We start from the raw sequence: 25,042 nt of genomic DNA, 5'->3' as shown, positions 1-25,042 counted from the left end.
CCATTCGTTTTACGAACCTAACTGGCCTTTCGGGAGATTGCTTCCGGGAGGCCAGTTTAGTTATTGGCCTTGTCTGCAAGGGAACTAGCTGGGCTGCTTGTTTTAACCGTAAACTACCTCTCTATCAGACTTATGGCCTCCGCTTATACTCAAATTAAATTTTAGTTATAATTACTCAATACATGTAATTTATCATGATAATACTTGTTTATTTTGGTATGCTGTTCATTGAAACGCCGTAACTGTATGACTAGTAAGAAAAATTCATTTCTACCGGGTCCCTGGACACTGATAGCCTGGATTTCCACCGCATTGTTATATATTACCATACGATGGTTGTACTACGTACTGTTTTAGGCCATTAACGATCAAAAATTGTTTTTGTCGCCAGACTAAAGCTCAATAGATATACAGCCAATTTACACGATATGAAAACTGCCTCAACTAACGCTTAAAGGTTTTTGTAGAAGTGTCGTAGAAGTAAGAATAATCACATCCTGCCATTCACCAGTTCATTGCCTTAGACAAGGGTTCAAGCAATCGGTTGTAGGCGATATTGGCTGCTCCAATTAAAAAAACAACCCCCGTTATTCGATTGAAGATAAGCACCACTTTGGGTGTAAAGAGTCTTTTCAGTCGATTGGCATAATAAGCCAGTGCGTTTTCAGTTACGAAAATTCCTACCAGCGCGGCAGTCATGAAGGCGTATTGCTGTGCATCTGAATAATGCAGATGCGAGCGGATGTAGGCCACGATGGCTACCCAAGCCACAAAATTGACGGGATTCAGTGCGTTCAGAAAAAACCCGGTCGTGAAGTAATAGACGAAATTGCCGAAGCGTGTTTTTGGGTAAGCCAGTTTAGGCGTTCCTTTAACAATGTTTACAATTCCTAAGGCTACTAGAAATATGACTCCAACAGTTGCCATAATGTTCTCGAACCCCTGGACGCGAGGAATAAACGACGTACCAATCAGAGCCGCAATAACGAAGATGATGTCACCGGCAATAACGCCCAGCACCATTTTAAATCCTGAACGAAATCCGTTGTCGACGCTATTCTGAATCAGGGCAAAAAAAACGGTTCCGAACGTTAAACACAGTCCTACACCCAATAAAAAACCGAACAGAATTGGTAAAAACACTTATTTGTTAAGTTATGTAGTTGCTACGTGTTATTGCTGTAAAGGTAGTCGTAGAAGAGCACAGCAGGCCAACGGCTAACCTGTTACGTTAAAATTCTACAACTATATATATCGGATAACTGTTAGATTCCCCGCAGGCGCGCCACCATTAAAAGGCCACTTACGCTAAGTGAATCCGTAATTCGACTGGTCATAGCCATATCAACGGCCTCCGCTAATGGCAGCTTCCAGACCCGTAGATCCTCCGTTTCCTCCGGGGCATGGTCGCCCTGAATCAAGTCTTCAGCGATGTAAAGAAATCCTTCTTCATCAGTAGCCGAATTTGACGTATGAATACGGGCTATTTTGGTCCATTTTCTGGCTTCCAGCCCCGTTTCTTCCTTCAATTCGCGCCGGGCCGATTCGAGTGGATCGATACCGAGTGGAGAACCTCCTTCAGGAATTTCCCATGAGTACTCATTCAGCGGATAACGGTACTGTCCAACAAGATACGTATTGCCGTCTGCATCAATTGGAATGACGCCTACCGCTTTATTTTTAAAACTAACGACGCCATAAATTCCTGGCGTACCGGCGGGGGTCAATACGTCTTCGTGTCGGATGGAGAGCCAGGGATTTTCATATTTGACGGATGAGTTCAGCGTCTGCCAGGGGTTTTCTGTTGTATCCATGCTGGGCAAATTCCTTCATAAAAGCTGCTAATTTATCACCTTTATCCCATCCATTGCGCGTATTTCTGGCTTTTCAACTGGTCTGCGCTATTCCCATAAACTTTCCACTTGCTGTGTATTGCACAATGTCAAGAATTTATAGTCGTCGGGATGAAAGATGCTACGTAGTAAATAGTAAAAGCTTATAAATCGGTAAATTCGGGCTAATTCTCTTTTATTCGTTAAGGCTATGCATGAAAAACTTCTGATAACCAGCCTGTTGCTTGGCAGTACGGTTCTGTCGTACGGTCAGGAAGAGAAGCTGGATATGGCAACAATCCAAAAAATTCGTGAGGAAGGTCTACAGCGCTCGCAGGTCATGGAAACGGCTTTTTATCTGACCGATGTCAACGGTCCACGTTTGCAGGGACCGGGGTTCAAAAAAGCGGCCAACTGGGCAAAGGACAAACTAACCAGTTGGGGCTTACAGAATTCCCGTCTGGAGGCCTGGGGCGAATGGGGCACAGGCTGGGGCGTTGAGCATTGTTATCTGGCCATGACGGCTCCTTATTACAAACCGATCATTGCCGTACCAAGAGCCTGGAGTGGCAGTACGAATAAGTTACAGGCCGCCGAGATTCTTTACATTAGTGCATCGGACACAACTGGTCTGGAGAGTTATCGTAATAAGCTGAAAAACAAGATCATTCTGCTGGATCAATCCTACAAGATCACCCCAACTTTCAAAGCTGATGCGAATCGATACACTGACGAAGCACTCCAGAAAATGGCCGGTGAAACCGTTAGCCAACGTACCGACACTACGTATCGCCGGATGATTCTGGCCATGCGTACGCAGAACGCCTTCAATCAGAAAATGCGTAAGCTGGCCAAGCAGGAAGGCGCGTTAGGGATGCTGAACACCACCCAGAACAGTGTTGATGGTACGTTGTTTGTTAGTGGCGACTATGCCAATGCAGCGCTGGGCGCTACGCCCGACGATCTGGCCGATCTGAACATAGCCGTTGAAGATTACCTTACGCTCTGCCGACTGATGAAAGCGGGCGTACCCGTCAAACTGGATATTGATGTACGTACTAAATTTTATCGGGACGACACCAAAGGTTATAACGTACTGGCGGAAATTCCGGGTACCGATCCGAAACTGAAAGACGAAGTAGTTATGCTGGGCGCTCACTTCGATTCCTGGCATGCCGCTACCGGAGCTACGGACAATGCCGCGGGCAGTTCGGTCATGATGGAGGCTGTACGAATCCTGAAAACGATTGGTGTGAAACCACGCCGTACGATACGTATTGCGCTCTGGAGCGGTGAAGAACAAGGTTTGCACGGGTCTAAAAACTACGTTACCAACCATTTCGTCGATCCTGCAACGCAGAAGCTAACTAAGGAGGGCGATAACATTGCCGCCTATTTCAACCTCGATAATGGAACAGGAAAGATTCGGGGCGTTTATCTACAGGAGAATCAGGCAGTTGGGCCTATTTTTACGCAATGGCTAAAACCATTCAACGATTTGGGGGCAATTGCTGTAACGCCCAAAAACACAGGCGGCACCGATCACCTCTCGTTCGACCGGGTTGGTCTGCCGGGTTTTCAGTTCATACAGGACCCGATTGAATACGGCACACGCACTCACCACACCAACATGGATACGTACGATCATCTGCTCCCCGACGACCTGAAACAAGCCGCTACAATTGTTGCCAGCTTTGTGTATAATGCGGCCATGCGGGATGAGAAACTGCCGCGGAAGACGGCAGCCGCTCAGGCAGCCCGGTAAACTGGTACTGTATGCATCAGAATGGATAAAACCCTAATTTTATTCATTCTGATGCACCGTAATTTGCCCGCCGATGCGATGATAAGAAAACTACATTCTATCTTTTTAATTAATCTTCTGATTACTTTATCGGGCGTATCCTTCGGGCAAACGATTGGTAATCATACAGCGAAGCCGTTTGTACTGGGCAGGATTGATTCGATTCAATCGACCGAATTAAATGAAACCAGAATCCTGAATATTTACCTGCCGGAAGGCTATTCAAATGATTCGATTGCGAATTACCCAGTTATTTATTTGCTGGACGGCTCGGCTGATGAAGATTTCATTCATATTGCGGGTTTGGTTCAGTTTGCGAATTTTTCCTGGGTTAACTGGCTGCCCAAGTCGATTGTGGTTGGCATTGCGAATGTTGACAGGAGACGGGATTTCACGTATCCAACCACAATAGAAAAAGATAAGCAGGATTATCCAACTACCGGACATTCGAATCGGTTCATCGCCTTTTTAGAGAAAGAATTACAGCCGTATATCCATAAAAAGTACAGCACTAACCCGTCAAAAACAATCATCGGTCAATCGTTGGGCGGCTTGCTGGCTACGGAAATTCTTTTCAAAAAGCCAGCCATGTTCAATCACTACATTATTGTTAGTCCGAGTTTATGGTGGGATAACAAATCACTGCTTATGCACAAACCGCTTTTCCTGGAGCCCAGCTTTCGTCAGCAAATAACCGTTTTTGTGGGCGTAGGAAATGAAGGCAAGATTATGGAAACAGACGTAAGACGATTGATCGACGTAGTGAAAAAAGGGAGTACAGTAATGCCTGATTTCCAGTATTTTGCAAATGAAAATCACGCGACTATTTTTCATTTAGCGGTTTATAAAGCGTTCGAGCGTTTTAAAAGTAAGCGTTAATGGTTTATAGCGTTCTTCATCAGTATGAGAATTATCCCTTCCCTTCTTTGCTTTTTACTTATCAGCTCGGCTCACGCGCAGACGATACGGTACGAAATGGCCTTCCCAAACGCGATTCATCATGAAGCGCAGATTACCCTGACCGTTACGCAATTACCAAATCAGGCGGCTGTTTTTCGGATGAGTCGTTCTTCGCCGGGTCGGTACGCTACGCATGAATTCGGGAAGAATGTGTATAACGTAAAGGCCTCCGATGAGCAGAATCGACCCCTAGCCGTTACACGTACCGACGGCGATGTGTATACCGTACCAAAGCATAAGGGGACCATCAAGCTGAGTTATACACTTTTCGGGAATTATCCGGACGGTACGTATATGGGCATCGATCCACAGAGTATTCACTTAAATATGCCCGCTACGTTCATATGGATCAAGGGTTTCGATCAGCGGCCTATCGAAGTTAAATTCAATCTGCCAGGCGAAAATGCGGGCGTTATTGCTACTCAGTTGGTGCCTACGGCCGACCGGTTTACGTTCACAGCACCAGGTCTCCAGTATTTCATGGACTCGCCCACGAAGATCGGAAAGCTAAACATTAAGGAATGGAAGCGAACGAATACCGATGGCAAGCCCGTTACGTTCCGGCTAGCACTGGAAGCAGCCGTTGCAGACTCCACAGCGGACAACTTCGCGAAGAAGATAACCTGCATCGTCGATCAGGCAAAAGCCGTTTATGGCGAATTTCCGACGTATGACTATGGCAGCTACACGTTCCTGGCCAGCCTGAACCCGTACGTTCGGGGCGATGGTATGGAACACCGAAACTCAACCATGATTACCGTCCCGATTGCCTTCACGGGGCCGGAGCATGTACTGGGCGTATTTGCACACGAGTTTTTTCACTGCTGGAACGTCGAACGGATTCGCCCGAAAACGCTGGAACCGTTCAACTTCGAGAAAAGCAACATGAGCTATGAACTCTGGTTTGCTGAAGGGTTTACGCAATATTATGGGGAATTGCTGCTTACACGAGCAGGTTTGACGGCTGTTCCCGATTACATGAATACACTGACGGGAATTATATCGGGGAAACAATTAACTCCCGGTGGTACGTATTACTCCCCCATCGACGCAAGCTGTCATGCCGTTTTTGTGGATGCAGGCTCCTCCGTCGACCGGTCGAATTACGCCAACATGTTCACGTCTTACTACACGTATGGAGCAGCCGTAGCACTGGCGCTGGATCTGGAATTACGCCAGCGCAATCAATCCCTTGATACGTATATGCAAGCCGTCTGGAAGCGTTTCGGCAAGACGGAACAGCCCTATACGGTTGATGGATTACAAACCGTTCTGACTCAGATTACTACGTCTGAGTTCGCCCGATCTTTTTTCAGTAAATACGTTTATGGCCACGAAGCAATTGATTATGCCTCCCTACTGACCAAGGCTGGATTGGCCTTAAAAAAGGCGCAGGAAGGCAAAGCCTGGCTCGGTAACGTCCGCTATTCAGAAACCGATAAGGGATTGACGATTGTAGCCAATACGGTCCGGGAAACTCCAATTTACAAGGCCGGTTTAGATATTGACGACATTATCACAGCCGTTGACGGTCAACCCGTTACGTCCGTTTCCGACGTCCAGAACAGGCTGACCCAACACAAGCCCGGTGATGTTATTCAGGTTGCTTATATACATCGGGGCGAATCTAGGACGGCGCCAGTATCTCTCATCGAAAACCCGGGTTTGTCCGTTCAGTTGTACGAAACCGCAGGGTTGTCGCTCACGCCGGAAATGCAAAAGTTTCGCGATAACTGGCTAGGCGCCAAACCCACCAAATGACCTTCCTGGATTAACGCAGGTCTACGAGTAGGTTCTCAACCGCGCCTGAATAAAATTCTATTCAGACAGATTAAAAAAATCTAGTACTTTTTCAATAAAGTTTATGCATATTAAAAACCGATATGTTAAATAATATCATATAATTCTCCTATTTCAGGCGAATTTGAGTTAAAAAAAGCCTGAAATTCTAGGAATTACGAAGGATAGGATTTAAACTTTTCTAATACATTTTAATTTCTTTCTCACCTCATTTTAATACGGTAAAGGTTGATTTGTGTCAAAGCAAAACGGACGCAGATCTATGCAACGCCGGAATTACTCCCCGATTTTATTCTCAGGTTCCAGGTTAGCGCTGGCGCTGCCAAGGGCGCTCCATGCGTTTTGGCCAAATTGCTACTTATTCCGTAACGGATATGCATCAGCTCGTTCAGTCGTCCGATTGAAACCGGTACCTATTACCGTTGGGCTAAACGAGCGACCCGTAAGAGCTATCCTGAAATGATTCGATTAGAAAAACAGAACCTTCACATAAATCCGCCATACCACGTAGTGAGAACAAAAAATAAAAATATCATGAATAGAAGTCTCGTGCTCATGAGTTTGTGCGCCTTATTCTACTGCACAAGCTGCTCACACAAGGAAGAAGAAAAGGAGGAAGAAATTAAATACTCGGTTACCAGTCCGTTAAAAAAAGACACCACGATCACGAATCAGTACGTGTGCCAGATTCGATCCATTCAGCATATTGAGCTTCGAGCGCTGGAGAAAGGGTATCTACAGAAAATTTTTGTAGACGAAGGTCAGCACGTTAAGAAAGGCCAGCTCATGTTCCAGATTCTGCCGATACAGTATCAGGCAGAATTGCAGAAAGCCGAAGCAGAAGCCAACTTCGTCGGTGTCGAGTATAAAAACACAAAAGCGCTGGCAGACAGCAACATTGTCTCGAAAAACGAGTTGGCACTGGCCAAAGCTAAGCTGGACAAGGCAAACGCCGAAGTGTCTCTGGCGAAAGTCCATCTTGGATTCACTGAAGTACGGGCTCCTTTCGACGGGATTATGGACCATTTTCAGGTGCGGCTGGGTAGCCTGGTCAACGAAGGCGATTTGCTTACTACGTTGTCAGACAACAGTAAAATGTGGGTGTATTTCAACGTACCAGAAGCCGAGTATCTGAACTATAAAACCCACGCTCAACAGGAAAACCTGAATAACGTAAACCTGTTGATGGCTAACAATCAGGTATTTACACATCCGGGTGTGGTACAAACTATTGAAGCGGATTTCAACAACGAAACCGGCAACATCGCTTTCCGCGCTACGTTCCCCAATCCGAACGGGCTGCTACGTCATGGCGAAACAGGTAATATTCAAATGACCTTACCGCTCAAAAATGCCATGATCATTCCGCAGAAGGCCACTTTCGAGGTTCTGGAAAAGAAGTACGTATATGTAGTGGATAAAGACAACAAAATACGATCCAGAGAGATCGATATTGCAGCAGAACTGCCTCACATTTTCGTGGTCAAAGGTGGGTTGAATCCATCGGACAAAATTCTTCTGGAAGGCTTACGTCAAGTAAAGGAGAACGAAAAGATAGCCTACACATTCGTACAGCCGGCTTCGGTTATATCGCACCTGGATCTGTACGCCGAATGAGTAAAGGGAGTAAAAAACAAAATACTATTTATCAGTCAGTTAGCCGAGAGCGATCCCTCTTATTCATTTTGAATTGCTCATTCATTTAAACCAGAAAACATGTTCAATAAATTCATACGAAGGCCCGTATTCGCTATTGTTATATCGGTCATGATCGTCTTTATCGGCATACTGGCTATCAAGAAATTACCGATTTCTCAATTCCCGGATATAGCCCCTACAACGGTCAATATTTTCATTGCTTACCCTGGGTCCAGCGCCGACGTACTGGTAAAATCCACGCTGATTACGCTGGAGCAGGCCATCAACGGCGTACAGGATATGCGGTATATTGCTACGGATGCAACCAGTGCGGGCGAGGCCACCCTTCGGATTATTTTCGAACCCGGTACAGACCCGAACGATGCCGTTATCCGGGTTAAAACAAGGGTTGACCAGGTTATGCCACTTCTGCCCGAACTGGTTCAGCGTGAAGGGGTTATTATCACCCCCATCCAGCCCAGTATGTTGATGTACGTCAACCTCTATTCGAAGACGAAGAGTATTGACGAGAAATTTCTGTTCAACTACGCTACGGTCAAAATGATCCCTGAAATTCAACGGACTAAGGGGATAGCCAGAGCGCAGATATTAGGTAGCCGACGCTATGCGATGCGGGTTTGGCTAAATCCTGACCGCATGCGGGCTTACAACATCTCTACGGAAGAAGTAATGAAGGCCCTCGGCGAGCAAAGTATTATTGGCCGACCAGGCCGAATTGGTCAAAGCTCCGGTATAGCAGCCCAGTCGCTGGAATACGTACTAACCTATAAAGGCCGGTATAGCGAGCCGAAAGAGTACGAAAGTATCATTATTCGGGCCAATCCGGAGGGAGAAAGCATTCACTTGAGGGACATTGCCAGAGTAGAACTAGGCAGCGAATTCTTCGATATTTATTCCAACCTGGATGGTCATGCTTCGGCCGCTATTGTGTTACGTCAAAACTATGGCAGTAATGCCAGCGACGTAATCGAAGAAGTCAAAACCAAGCTTGAAGCCATGAAAGCGTCCTTCCCTCCGGGAATGGATTATAAAATCAGCTACGACGTATCGCAATTTCTGGATGCTTCGATTGAGCAGGTGATTGATACGTTGCGGGACGCGTTTATTCTGGTTGCTCTGGTTGTGTTTATCTTCCTGGGCGACTGGCGTTCTACCCTGATTCCGATTCTGGCGGTTCCGGTGTCCTTGATTGGAGCGTTTTTTGTGATTCAGGCCTTTGGGCTTTCCATCAACTTGATTACGCTTTTTGCGCTGGTACTGGCTATTGGTATTGTGGTCGACGATGCGATTGTGGTGGTCGAAGCCGTACACGCCAAGATGGAGGAAGAGCCACATCTAACCCCTTTTGGTGCCGTTAAAAAAGTACTTGGTGAAATTAGCGGAGCGATTATTGCCATTACAATGGTGATGGTGTCGGTATTCCTGCCGATCTCCTTTATGTCGGGCCCGGTCGGTACGTTCTATCGTCAATTCTCCATTACGATGGCCAGTTCGATTGTGATTTCGGCCTTGATTGCTCTGACGCTTACTCCTGTTCTGTGTGCCATGCTGTTAAAAAATCATCATGGACATGCCCGGAAGAAAAGTTTGATGACCCGCGCAATCGACAGTTTTAACCGTGGATTCGATAAAATGACCGGGCGCTACGTTGGCCTGTTGAAATTAATTGTCAACCGGCGTGTCGTTACGTTTATCGTGTTAGGTGCTTTCTGTCTGGGAATCGCCTACGAGAATCAGATTCTGCCCGCCGGTTTTATCCCGAATGAAGACCAGAGTACGATTTATGCCATTATCCAGACACCGCCGGGCTCTACGCTGGAAAAAACCAATGAGGTTTCCCGACGGCTTCAAAAGATTTGTGAAGAAGTGCCGGGCATCGAATCGGTGTCATCACTGGCTGGTTACGAGATCATGACCGAAGGACGCGGTTCCAACGCCGGTACGTGTCTGATCAACCTGAAACCCTGGTCGCAGCGCGATCATAACGTAAAGGAAATCATGGAAGAACTGGAGGTGAAATCGAAAGGACTTGGCGCTACAGTCGAATTCTTCGAGCCACCAGCCATTCCTGGCTTTGGTACGTCGGGTGGTTTTTCGATGCGCTTGCTGGATAAAAATACGGATACAGACTATAGTCAGTTCGATAAAGTTAACAAGCAATTCATGGAGAATCTGGGCAAGCGTAAAGAGCTTACCGGCCTGTTCACCTTTTTTGCGGCAAACTATCCGCAGTATGAACTGGAAATCGACAATAACCTGGCCATGCAAAAAGGAGTGTCTATCGGTAAAGCGATGGATAACCTCAATATTCTGATTGGTAGTACGTACGAACAAGGGTTTATCAAATTCAACCAGTTCTTTAAAGTATACGTGCAGTCTGATCCTAGCTTCAGACGGCTCCCGACCGATCTGTTAAAGTTGTTTGTTAAAAATGACGCGGGTGAAATGGTCCCCTACTCGTCCTTTATGACGTTGAAAAAAGGGCAGGGTCCTAATGAAATTACCCGATTCAATTTATACAATTCGGCTGCTATTCAGGGGCTTCCGGCCAAAGGATACACGACCGCAGAAGCAATTCAGGCCATTCGGGAAGTGTCCGCTAAAACACTACCCAAAGGATATGATATCGCTTTTGAAGGACTTTCCTACGATGAATCGATTCGGGGCAATGAAACGCTCTATGTTTTTCTGATTGTGGTAGCCTTTGTTTACCTGGTGCTGGCTGCTCAATACGAAAGTTTTATCATTCCGTTAGCCGTTTTGTTCTCCCTGCCAGTCGGGATATTCGGTTCGTTCCTGCTGCTCAAACTGATGGGGCTGGAGAACAACATCTATGCGCAGATTGGGCTTATCATGCTGGTTGGTCTGTTGGGTAAGAATGCCGTGTTGATTGTCGAATTTGCGGTTCAGAAACGACAGCAGGGAGAAACAATTCTCAACGCAGCGATTGAAGGAGCCAGGGTCCGTTTCCGCCCGATTCTGATGACTTCGTTCGCCTTTGTTGCCGGATTGATTCCATTGATTCTGGCAAAGGGCGCGGGTGCAATCGGGAACCGGACCATTGGTGCATCGGCTATGGGTGGCATGTTATTCGGAACCATTTTCGGGGTTGTTATCATCCCTGGCCTGTATTACATCTTTGGCCATCTGGCCGATGGTCGCAAACTGATAAAAGGCGAAGAAGATGATTCGTTAACCGAAAATCTTGTCCATTCAGTAGATCATTTTCCCCAACCTGAAGAAAGTGAAGTCAATGAGTAATAAACAAATTTTAAGTTGGGCAGGAATAACGCTTCTTGCCCTACTCCACACTGCCTGCAGCGTACCACGCCTGGTTCAGAAAACAGAGAACAGGAATGTCCCGGCGAGTTATAACGGCTCGCAGGACTCCACCAATACCGCAAAGACCGTCTGGAGGCAGTATTTCACAGATCCTTTCCTGACGGCCCTGATTGATACGGCCTTGCACAACAACCAGGAGTTAAACATTACGTTTCAGGAAATTCAGGTTGCCAACAACGAGATACTAGCCAGACAGGGGGAATATCAACCCTTCGTTACGTTGGGGGGCGGCACGGGTGCCGAGAAAGTATCCCGATACACCAGTAAGGGCGCCAGTGATGAGCTGTCGGAGATAAAACCCGGCAAACCAACGCCAACTATTTTACCCAATACGTATATCGGGGCTTTTGCGAGCTGGGAAGTCGATATCTGGCGCAAGCTACGTAATGCCAAGAAAGCGGCAGTCGCTAATTATCTGGCTTCTGTGGAAGGCAAAAACTTTCAGGTGACTAACCTGGTAGCGGAAATTGCCAACTCGTACTACGAACTGATGGCGCTGGATAATCAGCTAGGTATTATTCGGCAGAACATCGATATTCTAACGAATGCCCTATCGATTATAAGGCAGGAGAAAGAAGCGGCCAAAGTGACCGAGCTGGCGGTACGTCGGTTTGAAGCCGAGGTGTTTAAAACGCAAAGTCTTCAATACGAAATTCAGCAGAAGATTATTGAAACAGAAAACCGAATCAACTTTCTGGTAGGTAGGTTTCCGCAACCGGTTCAGCGTAATTCCCAGAATTTCAATACGTTGATACCTTCTCCGATTCAGGCGGGTGTACCTTCACAGCTATTGGAAAATCGACCTGATGTCCGACAAGCTGAATTGAGACTGGAAGCGGCCAAGCTGGATGTGAACGTAGCAAGGGCCAATTTCTACCCTTCGTTACGTCTCACCGGTTCATTGGGCGTAATGGCTTACAACCCTATGTATTTGGCTAATTTTCCGGAGTCGATATTTGCTTCGCTGTTAGGCGATTTGGTTGGGCCACTGGTGAATAAAAACGCCATTACGGCTACGTACAGAAGCGCCAATGCCAAACAGATACAGTCGGTATATGATTACGAGCGAACGGTGCTGAATGCGTACATCGAGGTGGTCAATCAGTTGGCTAATATCAATAACCTGGGTCAGAAATACACGATGAAGAACAATCAGGTTCAGGCACTTACCCAATCGACCAATATATCGCTTAAGTTATTCACGTCGGCCAGAGCTGATTATATGGAAGTATTATTGACGCAACGCGACGTACTGGAATCGAGAATGGAGCTTATCGAAACCAGAATGCAGCAAATGAATGCTCAGGTTAATACGTACCGGGCACTGGGTGGAGGCTGGAAGTAGATTTGTATACCAACAACCCCGCATGAATCCCTACCTTTGTGTTACGTACGCTATCCGCAGGGCTTCATGAGTGCCAGTCAACAAACGAAATACCGCTGGATGGGCATCTCGCTGGGACTAAGCCTTGTCCTGCTGATTCTCAAATTCACAGCTTATTTTTTAACCTCTTCAACCGCCATCCTTTCCGATGCGGTTGAATCCATTGTGAACGTAATAGCCAGCGGCTTTGCTTTCTACAGTATTTATTTAGCGGGCCAGCCTGCCGATCAAAATCACCCCTACGGCCACGGCAAGATCGAATTTCTATCTTCCGGCTTTGAGGGAGCGATGATTCTGTCGGCAGGTTTGGTCATTATCTGGCAGGCCATTCTAAGTTTTTTTGAGCCTAAGCCCCTAAGTAACCTCGATTGGGGGGTAGCGCTCGTTGGCTTAACAGCCGCTGCGAATGCTTTCGTAGGCTGGATGCTAATTCGTAAGGGTCGACAGACGGATTCGGCCGCACTGACTGCCGATGGTCAGCATTTGCTCACGGATACGTTTAGCAGTGTTGTTGTCATGATTGGCGTAGCGCTCGTTTGGCTGACAGGCCAGCATTGGATCGACAGTGCCTTGTCGGTAGGCATTGCGCTTGTTATTATTTACAACGGCTTCACGATTGCGCGCCAATCCATTGCCCGGCTTATGGATGAAGCCGACGTACCGACAATTCACCGGGTCGTTGATCTGTTAAATACTCGAAAAGATCGCAACTGGATCGACGTTCATAACCTGCGCGTCCAGAAATACGGGGCCGATCTTCACATCGACTGTCACCTGACACTTCCTTATTATTGGGAGTTGAATAAAGTTCATGACGAAGTCCATCACTTCGAAGATACGCTGAAAGAGGGCTTTCAGGCTGAAGTCGAGATTTTCGTACATACCGACCCCTGCGAAAAAGCTTGCTGCCATTACTGTCGGGTTGCTAATTGCCCCGTACGCGGCTCCGCATTTGTCCGTAATGTGGAGTGGACAGCGGAAAATCTGCCGCTCAATCAGAAGCATTTTATGCCAGCATCAACTCCTGCTACGTAGGACACTGATAGCCTTCCTACTGTTCGGCTTCGGCCTAATTATGTCTGTTCGTTCAAGTCCAGATTGTTATTCCCATGCTTCTACTCATTAGAATTGGATGATTTATTATTTTTAGCAAAAAAGTTGTATTAATTCTTTTTATTTACCAATTTTGACTCATCTACTACTCAAGCAGAGGAGTATCCATCATTGCTTTTTTCAATTCAGGTTGTATTCAAACAGGAAAGGCTGGTCGCGCTACGACCAGCCTTTTTTATGCAAAGCGAAATAGGGCCTGGGATTTGGGGCAGAGGATGAAACGAGAGCACATTGTTTACCCTCTGCCCCAAACCCCAGGCCATATACTGTTTCAACGCCCACAAATGCCCTTAAAATCGCAGTATTGGCAGATTTCGATCTGATCTGTTTTACGAAATGGTTGGGTTGGATCAAGAATCTGTTGAACTAACTGGCGCAATAAATCTTCCGAATTGGCAATGTATTGGTCCGGATCATCGCCATCGCCAAACCGTACAGGGTTCGTTTTAAATCCTCCGGAAATATCACGAAACGAATAAAAGCCAGCTTCAACCGGCAAGCCTTTAGCCGGAAAAATATCCCGCTTAGCTCTGTCGCGCGGCAGTCCTCCATAATCACGGATGTTTTTTATAGTCAGATATCTGTACAGCCATAACTGTCGCATCTTATCTTCCCGGCTGTCTCTCAGCAATTTCTCCGGCAAATCTTTCGGCGTTTTGTCCGCCAGCTCAACCTTCCCTGTTTTGTAATCAACGATACGTATTTGATCACCAATTTTTTCGATACGGTCAATCTTCCCGGCAATCCGCACATGAATAATTTTATTTCCGTCAATAGGTACGTCCAGCGTGGTATCGAGCGTCTGCTCCGTGCTGATAACAGTTAGGCCCGTCAGCGAATTCTGTTGCTTCTGAAAGTCGAGCATCAGTTTTTGAGCCAGTTCATAGAGTAACAGATTCATACCCGACTCAATAACCCGACCTTTCATCGACTTCGCAAATTCTTCTTCCAGCAGGTTTTTGATGATCGTCTCATCAATCGGCAGGTTTTTTAGTCGATAATCGATATCCAGCCGCTCCATGACCTTATGCAACCAGCTGCCAAATTCAGCCGCACCCATTTTTTCTTCAATATCTTCTTCCTCGCTGATGTTGACAATCCGGCTGAAATAAAACCGCATCGAACAGCTCACAAACTGGTTCAGATAAGACGGATACAGCCCTCGGGTGGTGAGCAACGTAATTAGTTTACTACGTATCTCCTGCGTTTTTGGCACACTCAGCCTGGTCAGATCCGCCATTTTTTCGCTCCCTGTCTGACCGAAACGTACCGTTGGGTAACTAATGCGAATGAGCCCCTTGGCCTTGGGCACCAGTTCGTGCTCAATCTGCCGAATAAACCGGCTTGGCTCACCTTTGCTGTTACCGTACGCATCCGTCGACGTAGTGTAGAGCAGAACAATATCGTTTGCCCGTTGCAACAGCCGGTAAAAATGGTAGGCCATGACCGCTTCCTGTTCGCGATACGTTGGCAGTTTCAGTTCGGACGCTATATCAAAAGGTATCAACGAGTTCAGCCTTCTCGACTGCGGAAAAACACCCTCATTGACCGACAGAATAATAACTCGATCAAAGTCCAGTGCCCGCGTTTCGAGCATTCCCATAATCTGCAACTGGCTTTTGCCTTCACTTGTAAACGGAATGCTCGTCTGCCGAATCAACTCATATAGAAACTGCCGAAAACTGCGTATGGTGACGGCGGGGCGCGGGGCATGGGGTTTTGCTGCTTCCCCCTTTTCCCCTGCCCCGCGCTCTAACGTTGCCTCGAGTTGACGAAGAAGGGTGTAGAACAAATACAGGTACTCTATTTCAATAGCGTCCTGACTGGTTCGATAAACATCACGCAGCAGGTCAATCAGGTCGTAGAATGTTCGGATGGCTTGCACCGGATTCTCGTCAGGCCAGCGCGAGAATAGTACCCTTACGAGTGGATCGTTCTGTCCTAATTCCTGAATTTCCTTTTCGGTCAGGTAAACGCGCTGATCCCGTACGATTACTTTCGCCATCCACTGAAACAAGGGCTCGGGCGGTAAAACCTCACCTGACTCCAGCGTTTCTTCCAGCGATTTCAGGTTCCGAATCCGCTCATATTGCTTCACAAACGGATGACTCAGCACCTTTACTACGTGGCGATGGTGAAACTTCGGAATTTTTAAATCGCGTCCGTCTTTCGTTCGAAATTCGTGTATCGTCCGCTGCATCTCAAACAACGTATCGATCAGGGTAAACAGCAACGACGAACGTAGTGATAAGCCCATCGTTACGTTCAAATCCGTTACGCTTTCATCCAGCGCATACAGTACGGGTACCAGCAACGTTTCATCCGCAAGGACGATGGCGGTTTTCTGGCGTGCAGCATGGGGCAAAGGGCTAAGGGTAGAGAGGGTTGCCTTCTCCTGACCCTTATCTCTCTGTCCATTGCTCTCTGCCCTCTGCCACTCGCTGTAAATTTTCCCCGCTACCTTCGTCTGCATACTGGCATTGGGAACTCCAACGACACGAATATTCTTCTCAGTACCTAACAGATTGTTAGACAGTTGTGACAAATCTTCGTGATTCTGTTTCGAGAAAAACCAGCCGTTGTCTTTGTATCGACGCAGAAACTCACCTGCTTCCTGCCGCCAGTCATTGATGTAATACTGGTCTGCATCCCAAACCAGCTCGGCCTTCTGGGCATCAACCAGTACACGAATAATATATTCCTCCGCGCGACTGAGCGCATTGAAACCTACAAAATAGATACGTTCATAAGCCAGGTTATCCCGAATGAGCGATTCAACATTCTGGGCTAATAATCGATAGGCCATCCCCCGATACGCCAGCCCTTGCTCAGTCAGCCGCTGACGTAAAGCGTTATAGGCTGTCTGCAAATTCTCGAAGAGCCTGAAATAACGTAATGTACCGGGCGTTTCGACGATCGGTTTGGCCGATGATGGCATATCCACCTGCCAGCGTTCGAGTGCTTTAGCAGCTGTCAGGTAACTGAACAGTTCGTTGGTATTAACCAGATATTGATCAATACGATCGAAATCAGCCAGCAGTACAGATGCCCATCCGATAAATTGTTCGAACTCAACCTGCGGGTCGATTTCCTTAAAAACATCGTAGAGTTCAAACAGCAGACTGACCGAGTCAATTAACTGCACACCAGCCGCCTGGGTGATAAAATCGTCGACGGCTAACGTGTGAGGAGCCAGAAAAGGTCGGTCGGAAAGCGCAGCCAGCTCGTCGAGGAAAACGGATACAGCCCGGCGAGTCGGCAAAATTACCCAAACGTCGCTCAGGCTGGGACCATGAGCTTCGAAAACACGTTGGGCCGTTTTTTGAAGAAAAGTCAATCGTTATTACTGATTAATCGTTAGTCAAATTTAGCACATCCCCACCACACTATTACCGGATAACTGTCCCCGTAGCTAAAATAACTAAACCTCAGGGGGCGGTTAGCGAGTTATCTATGAGTAACATCCCGCAAATTATTCATGAGAGCCGCAGTGATTGATCAGTACGGAGACAGTCAGCAATTACACGTAGCCGATGCACCCAAACCAGAAGTCGATACACACGATGTGCTCATCCACGTTCATGCCACAGGCATTAATCCTATGGATAGCAAGATTCGGTCAGGCGACATGAAACTGATTTTATCGACGGATTTCCCAAAAATACTGGGTGCAGAATGCGCTGGCGTCGTTATGGAAGTTGGCCTGATGATTACAGATCTACAGGTCGGCGATCGGGTAATAGCGTCGTTGGGTGCAAAGGGAGGTGGCTATGCAGATTACGCGGTAGCGGAGCGAAAAAACGTTGTTAAGATACCGGATGAAGTAAGTTTTGAGCAGGCAGCCGCCGTTCCTGTCGGGGCACTAACGGCTCTTCAGGCCCTTCGGGAAAAGGGCCACCTTCGCCCTAACGATCGTGTATTGATCAACGGAGCTTCGGGAGGAGTTGGCGCATTTGCTGTGCAGATTGCCCGCTTGATGGGTGGACAGGTAACGGCCGTTTGTAGTGCAGATAATGCTGCTCTGGTATTAGAGCTGGGAGCCGATCATGTGATTGATCATAACACAACCGATTTTACGCAACAGCCAGAACAATACAACATCGTTTTCGACGCGATCGGGAAGAGCAGCTATGACTTGTGTAAAAACGTACTGACGGAAGACGGCATCTACGTAACAACCCTTCCTTCGCCCAAACAGCTTGTGGATCAGGTTGTCAGCCTGTTCAAATCCCAGAAAGCCGAATCGCTCATTGCCAGCTTCAATCAGCAGGATGCTACGTGGCTCTTAAAGCAAATGGCCGAGGGAAAGCTGCAAACGGTTATTGACCGGACGTATCAGTTACACGAACTTCCTCAGGCCCACGACTACAGTGAGTCGGGCAAAGTAAAAGGCAAACTAATTCTGAAGCTCATTGAGGATTAACCAAATAAGCGCGTTACGTTGAAGCCCTGCCAGCGATTCATTTGCCAGTCACAGCCAGTACAATATCGTCGGGTTTGTAAAACAGATCAATTCCGGGATAAGAGGCCAGTGCGTCGGCACGTGTGTATCCCCAGCAAACCGCTCCAAATGCCATGACAGCTTCCTTTGCAGCTTCGATATCGCGGATTTCGTCCCCTACGCAGAGAACCTCGCCGGACGTAACACCGCTTTTTGTAATTGCCTTTTTGAATTTATGCTGCTTCCCAAATATCGACGTACCACAGCCGTAATACGTAATGAGCGAAGCGTTTTCCGGGCCAAGCACCCGGCGGATGTTGGCCTCAGAGTTGGAACTAACAACAGCCAGTTGAACTCCCAGATCTGATAATTGCTTCAGCACGTCGGAAATGCCATCGAACAAACGAATCTGATCAATGTCGCGGCTCATCAGACGAATGAATGAACTGGCAATAAGCGGTATTTTCCAGGCAGGTAATTTGGCATTTTTCATCAGTTGGCGTGCATCCATTCCCCGCAACTGATCAACATTTTGAGTATCAATAGGCGGAAAATCATATTTCTCAGCCAATATATTTACCGTTTGTAGAAAATAAGGAAAAGAGTCGGCCAGCGTACCGTCAAAGTCAAAAATGACTAGCTTGTATTTCATCGTAAAAGAAAAAAACTAATGTCAACATAATCATAATTACGGCACCTCTGAACCAAGAACTTATCGAACGAATATTCTTATAAATATATAATGTTTTTTTAGGACATTATATGTATTACTTTTAGCTTTAAGTTTATTCACTTCACTGGTTATTTTGTTCAGTGGTCAGTAAAGTTGGTGTAAGATACAAGCTAGAAATTCAGGTTCGCTTAACAGGATTGAGTATGAAATGGTCATTTGTAATCCAGCAAAAACTGAAAGCGGCTCTGTTGTTGACAGGACTAATGGCCGTTATCATCCTCACTACGTTAGTGGCAACTCATAATATCCGAGGAATCGATCGGTCTTCTACGTCTATGTATCAGGATCGACTTGTACCAGCCATTAGCATTGTCTACTTAAGTGAAAACCTCTACAAGAAAAGGCTGCTGGTTGAAAATTACCTTTTATCCGAAGCGAGAGCTACGCCTGTCGAAATACGAGAGCAGTTGAAGGCGTACAATACGACGATTGATTCACTGATCTACGATTTTGAAAAGACTTACCTGGTTCGGGAAGAATCGAGAAGTCTGCACGCGTTTAAAGCCTGTCTTAGCGTGTATGCGTCGATGGAACAAACGATTCTGCAACTTAGTGAAACGGGCAATCGGGAAGCGAGCCATGCTCTTTTTGAAAGACAAAGTTCGGCTACTTTCCAGCAAAGCATTACGTTATTGAACGAACTGATTAAAATTCAATCCATTGTTGGCCAGGAACTGTTCAATAACTCTCGAAGCGAAGCGTCGCAGTTTAGTATAATTTCAACTGTACAGATTGGGATCTCTATTATCATTGGCCTGATCATTTTAGGCTTAATTCATAACGCCAAATTAATCGATCAGGACAGGCAACCTTTTCATCTTAATTGAATTCTTAATCCTTTAGCGTAGCTACTTTACGATCTACCTCCTCCGCGCCAGCGCCTGTGCCATTCGCTCCTGAACTTTGCGCGGTCCTCTTCGCTCATCTGACGCCATTTTTCGCGCCAATTGGGGTCACCACCGTAATAGGAGCCCCTCGATGGCCGACCAAACTTGAAGCCTCCGAACAAAATTCGCGATAGAATCAGGATGCCCATAGCCTGCCAGAACGTAACGGTTTTGACGCCCGTAACGGCCACCAGTACGTTGTTCCAGAGCCAATATACGACGAACGTAATTAACCCCAGAACCAAAAGTATAAGCAGAGGGAAAAACCGGAATCGTCTTCGTCCATAAGGAGCTCTCATTGTCTTATAATTTATTGAGTTCGTCGTAAAGGGTTTTGAGCCGTTTCCGAAGATGCTGAACAGCGTAGCGTTTTCGGGAAATGATCGTTTTCAGGTTCTCGCCGGTTTCGTCTGCAATTTCCTGCAACGTTCGCTCTTCCAGTTCATTTTGTACAAACGCGCTACGTTGATTTTCGGGTAGTTCGTCCAGTGCCCGCATTAGTTCTTCCCAAAACAGGTCTTTAAAAAACTGGTCTTCGGGTGTTTCGGCATCGGCCAGCAGAATTTCGCGGAAGCTAAGATTATCGTCCTCATCATCAAAGGCGGTATCGGACAAGGCGTCTTCTTTTTTCTTTCGATACGTATCTGTGATTCGATTTCGAGCAACCTGAAACAGCCAGCCGCTGATGCTTTCGATACCGTCGAGATCGACAACCCGGCTAAGCTGATACCAGACATCCTGTAAAATATCCTCGGCATCTTCGTCCGATTTTACCTGCCCACGAATAAACCGCGACAGCCGATTTCCGTACTGTTTAACGGTATCAATTATAGTTCGCTTGGGCTTATCGGACATATCGGTCAAATTACCGCTACCTTCTAAACGTTTCCTTTTTTATTGGAAGGTTACGTTTTATTACGTGTATCCAGTTCCCGCAGTACGTCTGCCAAGGTGCGGAATCGGTTTGCATCACCAATGAAACCCAGGCCCGACATGATTAGTGCAAAACCGCCTGTACTGACCCAAAACCAGGAATCAGCATTAATTTCTTTGAGCTTCGAGCCGTGTAACAATACGGCCAATCCGCTGCCCAGCAACATCGCACCTCCGCCCCCAAAGAGCCAGTATTTCGTTATCAGTTTTTTCTCACGTTGCGTTCGCATAATATCGTTTGCGTTTAATTTTCTGTTCTTTAGGAAAACCATTCTTAGCTCTTCAGGTTTACAAAAAATCTGTATCTTACCTCGTAGTTACGACCCGTTTCTGTGGTTCGACAATCTTAAATCATACCATCAATGCCAATATTTACTCTCGGGATCGAAGAAGAATTTCAAACAATTGACCCCAGTTCGGGCGAATTGCGTTCACACATGTCGAAATTAGTCGATGGTGGTCAAATCGTTTTACAGGAGCGCGTAAAAGCCGAAATGCACCAGGCAGTAGTAGAAGTTGGCACAAACATCTGCAATAATATTCATGACGCCCGCCAGGAAGTAACGTATCTGCGCAAAATGATTATTGAGCTGGCCGACAAGCAAAACCTGAAAATTGCAGCGGCTGGTACTCACCCTTTTTCGGACTGGCAGGACCAACTCATTACGCCCAACGAACGGTATGACCGGCTCATTGAGGAACTGCGCGACGTAGCCCGCTCGAACCTGATTTTTGGTCTGCACGTCCACGTCGGCATCGAAAGCCGGAATGAGGGAATTCAGATCATGAACGCAGTACGCTATTTTCTGCCCCATATCTACGCCTTGTCTACCAACTCTCCGTTCTGGCGGGGACGTAATACCGGCTTCAAGTCGTACCGCTCGAAAGTATTCGATAAATTCCCCCGGACGGGTATCCCCGACTATTTTGCCTCGGCGGCTGAATACGACGAATACATCGCGCTGCTGGTTAAAACCAATTGCATCGACAACGGCAAAAAAATCTGGTGGGACATTCGGCTGCATCCGTTTTTCAACACAATCGAGTTTCGAATCTGCGACGTACCAATGCGCGTTGACGAAACGCTTTGTCTGGCGGCTATCATGCAGGCGCTGGTTGCCAAGATTTATAAACTACACAAGCAAAACCTGAATTTCCGGCCTTACCGACGGGTGCTGATCAGCGAAAATAAATGGCGGGCAGCCCGCTACGGTATTGAAGGCAAATTGATTGATTTCGGTAAGCAGGAAGAGGTGCCAACGCATCATCTCATTCACGAATTACTTAATTTTATTGACGATGTTGTTGATGATCTGGGCAGCCGCGCTGAGTGCGAATACGTATTAAAAATCCTGGAAATGGGTACTGGCGCCGATCGGCAGTTAGCTGTTTTTCAGCAGCATAACGACTTAAAACGAGTTGTCGATTACATTGTCGAGGAAACTTCTTTAGGAATCAGTTAGTTATTTTTCAGACGGTTATTACCATTCATCAACCGTAACAGACACCTATGAGCTTAGTAAAAATTGCCGTTCTGGATATGAATAACGGGCATGCCAATGAAGGTATGCGGTGTATTCTACAGTTGATCCGGAACGTACAGGGAAACGATCATGCTGAAATAGCCTTTGATGTATTCAATGTCCGGGCGAAAAACGAAATTCCCGGATTAGACTACGATGTATATATTTCTTCGGGCGGCCCCGGCAGTCCGCTGGAATCAGACGAACCCTGGGAAAACCCTTATTTTGCCCTGATCGACCAGCTTTTTGCCTGGAATCAACGTAACGATCGGAAGAAGTTTGTTTTTCTGATCTGTCATTCATTTCAATTGGTCGTGCGTCATCTGGATCTGGCAGTGCTGAGTCGGCGCAAATCGACTTCGTTCGGTATTTTTCCAGTTCATAAAACGGACGAAGGTTGCTCAGAGCCTTTGTTAAAAAAGCTTCCTGACCCGTTCTACGCCGTTGATTCACGGGATTATCAGATTACGGAACCAAATCTGGAACGTATCGATGAGATGGGTGCAGCGATATTGTGTCTGGAAAAAATCCGGCCACACGTAGCACTCGACCGGGCAATTATGTCCGTGCGTTTCTCTCCCGAAATCATTGGAACACAGTTTCATCCAGAAGCCGACAATGAAGGGATGCTACGTTACTTTATGAAAGAAGAGAAGCGGAATCAGATTGTCACTAATTTCGGCCAGGCCAAATACGACGACATGGTTGCGTATTTGCAGGACCCCGATAAAATCCCGCTGACTGAGTCGGTTATTATACCGGGTTTTCTGCGCCAGGCCATCTCAGCTTTAGCGCCAACGGAACAATTCATCGAACAGAATTAATTATTTAAACACAGAGCCACAAAGCACACAGAGAGAATGTAATATCTTCGTGTTCTTTGTGGCTCTGTGTTTAATCAATTTCGAAAAAAACTATGATCCAGTCCGCTCGCCAAACCTTTAATCATGCTTTTAGCCCGGAACGCTACCGGGCTTTTTTGGATAAAATCAATGCAGATCTGCCCAATCTGTTAGACTTCCGGGTGGCCGAAACGCCCGTTTTTGTTCCTAAACTACTGACCGACAAGATTCTGCAAGCCTGCAGCGATATTGTTGATACCATCACGCGGGATGATTTTAAATCCCTGACGCAGAACGCTATTCCAGCCGATCAGCACGTTCCGAATGAACCGTTCGACAGACCGGACGCTCATACGCAGTTTCTGGCGGTAGATTTTGCCGTTTGTAAAGATGATTCTGGCGAGCTGACTCCGCAGTTGATTGAATTGCAGGGCTTTCCGTCGCTGTATGGATTTCAACCCTACCTGGCAAGCCTCTTCCGTGATACGTACCCAATACCTGATAATCTCTCGCATTTATTTAACGTCAGTACGAACGCTGAGTACCTGGACCAATTACGTAATCTGCTGGTCGGGGATTTCAACCCTGAAGAGGTGATTCTGCTGGAGATCTATCCCGAAAAACAGAAAACACGTATTGACTTTGTTCTGACCGAAAAATATACGGGTGTTGGTGCGGTTTGTCTAACCAAAATCCGGAAAGATGGGCGGGCTTTATATTACGAAAAAGACGGTCGTCAGATACGTATCAAACGCATTTACAACCGATTGATATTCGACGACTTAAAAAACTTCCCGGACTTAAAAACGGATTTTCAGCTAACCGACGACGTTGATGTGGAGTGGGTTGGGCACCCAAACTGGTTTTTCCGGATTAGCAAATACACATTGCCCTTCCTGAAGAGTCCCTACGTACCGGCAAGTTATTTTTTGTCGGACCTTAACGAATATCCGGCCGATCTGGAAAACTACGTATTAAAACCGCTCTTCTCCTTCGCAGGCAGTGGCGTCAAGCTCAACATCACAGAAGCAGATCTTGACGCGATTCCGACTGAGCAGCGTAGTGGTTACTTACTGCAACGTAAGGTAAAATACGAACCCGTCATTCAATCGCCCGATGGCCTGGTCAAATGCGAGATTCGAATGCTGTTTATATGGCCCAAAAACGACCCTAAACCAACTTTACTGACTAATCTTAGCCGTTTAAGTCGGGGCGAGATGATTGGCGTCAATTTTAACAAAAACAAGGATTGGGTGGGTGGCACAGTATGCTTTTTCGAGAAATAAGTCCTAAATATCACCAGTTAATCAATAATGACTTTTTTTCAGAGCAGTATAATTAGCTCTTCATATCGTAAACCTACAAGCAGGCACGATGAGAGAAAATTACTAACTGCCCATGTTTCGCCGGATGTATTAAACTGTTTCGATAGGGTTTCTTATCCTACTTCTGCGCCAATGTCAGTTGGCAGAACGTATTACGGCACGTAATAGTCGATTTCGGTCAGACATCACTTTTATGGTCCTCGGCCTATGTACTCTCATTTTCATGCGGCTACCGAGTTTATCAGGCAACTCAGCGCTAAATCCAGATGAAGATCCGTTAATTACCCAAGCAATTATGCTGGCTCAGGACCCGTTTTTTGGCCGAAACCGATTATCCACACTACAGCAGTGAACTTAGCTCGCCACCTGTTATTACAATCTGTTTTTATCTGACGATACGAGTATTTCCGACAAAAGGCCATGCCGTTCCGGATTCAACCTTTTGAATTCTAGGTTTTCCAGCG

At 46.6% G+C, this 25,042-nt stretch carries 19 protein-coding genes; 12 read left to right on the top strand and 7 right to left on the bottom strand.

Annotated features, from left to right (window positions below; all coding sequences use genetic code 11):
- Nucleotides 1-504 precede the first annotated feature (504 nt).
- Both ACOJS8_RS14025 and ACOJS8_RS14020 read right to left on the bottom strand, forming a co-directional pair.
- Nucleotides 505-1,143, bottom strand: coding sequence for a LysE family translocator (locus ACOJS8_RS14025; protein WP_420149170.1), 639 nt, complete (start codon nucleotides 1,141-1,143; stop codon nucleotides 505-507).
- Nucleotides 1,144-1,265: 122 nt separating this feature from the next.
- Nucleotides 1,266-1,814: an NUDIX domain-containing protein gene (locus ACOJS8_RS14020; RefSeq protein ID WP_420149169.1), complete on the bottom strand. Its 549-nt coding sequence runs from the start codon at nucleotides 1,812-1,814 to the stop codon at nucleotides 1,266-1,268.
- A 229-nt stretch (nucleotides 1,815-2,043) separates the two neighbouring features.
- On the opposite strand from ACOJS8_RS14020, the gene ACOJS8_RS14015 reads away from it, so the two are divergent.
- From ACOJS8_RS14015 to ACOJS8_RS13985, 7 genes are all read left to right on the top strand, one after another.
- Complete coding sequence (locus ACOJS8_RS14015; protein WP_420149168.1) at nucleotides 2,044-3,597, top strand: M28 family metallopeptidase; 1,554 nt, start codon at nucleotides 2,044-2,046, stop codon at nucleotides 3,595-3,597.
- A 21-nt stretch (nucleotides 3,598-3,618) separates the two neighbouring features.
- Nucleotides 3,619-4,515: an alpha/beta hydrolase gene (locus tag ACOJS8_RS14010; RefSeq protein ID WP_420149167.1), complete on the top strand. Its 897-nt coding sequence runs from the start codon at nucleotides 3,619-3,621 to the stop codon at nucleotides 4,513-4,515.
- A 24-nt stretch (nucleotides 4,516-4,539) separates the two neighbouring features.
- Nucleotides 4,540-6,357 carry a M61 family metallopeptidase gene (locus tag ACOJS8_RS14005; RefSeq protein ID WP_420149166.1) on the top strand — a complete coding sequence of 606 codons (1,818 nt, stop codon included), beginning with the start codon at nucleotides 4,540-4,542 and terminating at the stop codon, nucleotides 6,355-6,357.
- Nucleotides 6,358-6,930: 573 nt separating this feature from the next.
- Nucleotides 6,931-8,013 (top strand): efflux RND transporter periplasmic adaptor subunit, encoded by a 1,083-nt coding sequence (locus ACOJS8_RS14000; protein ID WP_420149165.1) that lies wholly within the window; start codon nucleotides 6,931-6,933, stop codon nucleotides 8,011-8,013.
- Nucleotides 8,014-8,112: 99 nt separating this feature from the next.
- Nucleotides 8,113-11,316: an efflux RND transporter permease subunit gene (locus ACOJS8_RS13995; RefSeq protein ID WP_420149164.1), complete on the top strand. Its 3,204-nt coding sequence runs from the start codon at nucleotides 8,113-8,115 to the stop codon at nucleotides 11,314-11,316.
- A complete protein-coding gene (locus ACOJS8_RS13990; RefSeq protein WP_420149163.1) occupies nucleotides 11,309-12,742 on the top strand; it encodes a TolC family protein in 1,434 nt (477 codons plus the stop codon). Before ACOJS8_RS13995 ends, ACOJS8_RS13990 begins: the two co-directional genes overlap by 8 nt.
- A 66-nt stretch (nucleotides 12,743-12,808) precedes the next feature.
- Nucleotides 12,809-13,816, top strand: a complete 1,008-nt coding sequence (locus ACOJS8_RS13985) for a cation diffusion facilitator family transporter (RefSeq protein WP_420149162.1) — start codon at nucleotides 12,809-12,811, stop codon at nucleotides 13,814-13,816.
- A gap of 349 nt (nucleotides 13,817-14,165) precedes the next feature.
- Here ACOJS8_RS13985 and ACOJS8_RS13980 read toward each other — a convergent pair whose 3' ends face one another.
- On the bottom strand, nucleotides 14,166-17,231 hold the full coding sequence (locus tag ACOJS8_RS13980) for a PD-(D/E)XK nuclease family protein (protein ID WP_420149161.1): 3,066 nt from the start codon (nucleotides 17,229-17,231) through the stop codon (nucleotides 14,166-14,168).
- 141 nt (nucleotides 17,232-17,372) lie between these two features.
- Here ACOJS8_RS13980 and ACOJS8_RS13975 point away from each other — a divergent pair, with 141 nt between their 5' ends.
- Nucleotides 17,373-18,317 carry an NAD(P)-dependent alcohol dehydrogenase gene (locus ACOJS8_RS13975; protein ID WP_420149160.1) on the top strand — a complete coding sequence of 315 codons (945 nt, stop codon included), beginning with the start codon at nucleotides 17,373-17,375 and terminating at the stop codon, nucleotides 18,315-18,317.
- Nucleotides 18,318-18,354: 37 nt separating this feature from the next.
- Here the strand turns inward: ACOJS8_RS13975 and ACOJS8_RS13970 are convergent, their stop codons facing one another.
- Nucleotides 18,355-18,987, bottom strand: a complete 633-nt coding sequence (locus tag ACOJS8_RS13970; protein ID WP_420149159.1) for an HAD hydrolase-like protein — start codon at nucleotides 18,985-18,987, stop codon at nucleotides 18,355-18,357.
- 224 nt (nucleotides 18,988-19,211) lie between these two features.
- Here ACOJS8_RS13970 and ACOJS8_RS13965 point away from each other — a divergent pair, with 224 nt between their 5' ends.
- Complete coding sequence (locus ACOJS8_RS13965; RefSeq protein ID WP_420149158.1) at nucleotides 19,212-19,895, top strand: MCP four helix bundle domain-containing protein; 684 nt, start codon at nucleotides 19,212-19,214, stop codon at nucleotides 19,893-19,895.
- Between the two features lie 26 nt (nucleotides 19,896-19,921).
- Here ACOJS8_RS13965 and ACOJS8_RS13960 read toward each other — a convergent pair whose 3' ends face one another.
- From ACOJS8_RS13960 to ACOJS8_RS13950, 3 genes are read right to left on the bottom strand one after another with little or no spacing between them, the layout of a single operon-like run.
- A complete protein-coding gene (locus tag ACOJS8_RS13960; protein ID WP_420149157.1) occupies nucleotides 19,922-20,254 on the bottom strand; it encodes a hypothetical protein in 333 nt (110 codons plus the stop codon).
- A 4-nt stretch (nucleotides 20,255-20,258) separates the two neighbouring features.
- Nucleotides 20,259-20,810, bottom strand: a complete 552-nt coding sequence (locus ACOJS8_RS13955; protein ID WP_420149156.1) for an RNA polymerase sigma factor — start codon at nucleotides 20,808-20,810, stop codon at nucleotides 20,259-20,261.
- A gap of 50 nt (nucleotides 20,811-20,860) precedes the next feature.
- Nucleotides 20,861-21,118, bottom strand: a complete 258-nt coding sequence (locus ACOJS8_RS13950) for a hypothetical protein (protein ID WP_420149155.1) — start codon at nucleotides 21,116-21,118, stop codon at nucleotides 20,861-20,863.
- 132 nt (nucleotides 21,119-21,250) lie between these two features.
- Between ACOJS8_RS13950 and ACOJS8_RS13945 the strand changes: the two genes are divergently transcribed.
- From ACOJS8_RS13945 to ACOJS8_RS13935, 3 genes are all read left to right on the top strand, one after another.
- A complete protein-coding gene (locus ACOJS8_RS13945) occupies nucleotides 21,251-22,351 on the top strand; it encodes a carboxylate-amine ligase (protein ID WP_420149154.1) in 1,101 nt (366 codons plus the stop codon).
- Between the two features lie 47 nt (nucleotides 22,352-22,398).
- Nucleotides 22,399-23,235 (top strand): type 1 glutamine amidotransferase, encoded by an 837-nt coding sequence (locus ACOJS8_RS13940; protein WP_420149153.1) that lies wholly within the window; start codon nucleotides 22,399-22,401, stop codon nucleotides 23,233-23,235.
- Nucleotides 23,236-23,327: 92 nt separating this feature from the next.
- Complete coding sequence (locus ACOJS8_RS13935; RefSeq protein WP_420149152.1) at nucleotides 23,328-24,539, top strand: hypothetical protein; 1,212 nt, start codon at nucleotides 23,328-23,330, stop codon at nucleotides 24,537-24,539.
- Nucleotides 24,540-25,042: the final 503 nt, after the last annotated feature.

Origin of the sequence: Spirosoma sp., from assembly GCF_048594605.1 — a bacterium.
Lineage (GTDB): Bacteria > Bacteroidota > Bacteroidia > Cytophagales > Spirosomataceae > Spirosoma.
Note: the sequence above shows the minus strand (reverse complement) of the source record. Positions and strands in the feature narration are given on the sequence as shown.

What these genes read in the sequence shown, in the direction of transcription:
- ACOJS8_RS14020 (WP_420149169.1), bottom strand. Translation starts at nt 1,814, where the DNA reads ATGGATACAACAGAAAACCCCTGGCAGACGCTGAACTCATCCGTCAAA.
- ACOJS8_RS14015 (WP_420149168.1), top strand. Translation starts at nt 2,044, where the DNA reads ATGCATGAAAAACTTCTGATAACCAGCCTGTTGCTTGGCAGTACGGTT.
- ACOJS8_RS14010 (WP_420149167.1), top strand. Translation starts at nt 3,619, where the DNA reads ATGGATAAAACCCTAATTTTATTCATTCTGATGCACCGTAATTTGCCC.
- ACOJS8_RS14005 (WP_420149166.1), top strand. Translation starts at nt 4,540, where the DNA reads ATGAGAATTATCCCTTCCCTTCTTTGCTTTTTACTTATCAGCTCGGCT.
- ACOJS8_RS14000 (WP_420149165.1), top strand. Translation starts at nt 6,931, where the DNA reads ATGAATAGAAGTCTCGTGCTCATGAGTTTGTGCGCCTTATTCTACTGC.
- ACOJS8_RS13995 (WP_420149164.1), top strand. Translation starts at nt 8,113, where the DNA reads ATGTTCAATAAATTCATACGAAGGCCCGTATTCGCTATTGTTATATCG.
- ACOJS8_RS13990 (WP_420149163.1), top strand. Translation starts at nt 11,309, where the DNA reads ATGAGTAATAAACAAATTTTAAGTTGGGCAGGAATAACGCTTCTTGCC.
- ACOJS8_RS13985 (WP_420149162.1), top strand. Translation starts at nt 12,809, where the DNA reads ATGAGTGCCAGTCAACAAACGAAATACCGCTGGATGGGCATCTCGCTG.
- ACOJS8_RS13975 (WP_420149160.1), top strand. Translation starts at nt 17,373, where the DNA reads ATGAGAGCCGCAGTGATTGATCAGTACGGAGACAGTCAGCAATTACAC.
- ACOJS8_RS13970 (WP_420149159.1), bottom strand. Translation starts at nt 18,987, where the DNA reads ATGAAATACAAGCTAGTCATTTTTGACTTTGACGGTACGCTGGCCGAC.
- ACOJS8_RS13965 (WP_420149158.1), top strand. Translation starts at nt 19,212, where the DNA reads ATGAAATGGTCATTTGTAATCCAGCAAAAACTGAAAGCGGCTCTGTTG.
- ACOJS8_RS13960 (WP_420149157.1), bottom strand. Translation starts at nt 20,254, where the DNA reads ATGAGAGCTCCTTATGGACGAAGACGATTCCGGTTTTTCCCTCTGCTT.
- ACOJS8_RS13955 (WP_420149156.1), bottom strand. Translation starts at nt 20,810, where the DNA reads ATGTCCGATAAGCCCAAGCGAACTATAATTGATACCGTTAAACAGTAC.
- ACOJS8_RS13950 (WP_420149155.1), bottom strand. Translation starts at nt 21,118, where the DNA reads ATGCGAACGCAACGTGAGAAAAAACTGATAACGAAATACTGGCTCTTT.
- ACOJS8_RS13945 (WP_420149154.1), top strand. Translation starts at nt 21,251, where the DNA reads ATGCCAATATTTACTCTCGGGATCGAAGAAGAATTTCAAACAATTGAC.
- ACOJS8_RS13940 (WP_420149153.1), top strand. Translation starts at nt 22,399, where the DNA reads ATGAGCTTAGTAAAAATTGCCGTTCTGGATATGAATAACGGGCATGCC.
- ACOJS8_RS13935 (WP_420149152.1), top strand. Translation starts at nt 23,328, where the DNA reads ATGATCCAGTCCGCTCGCCAAACCTTTAATCATGCTTTTAGCCCGGAA.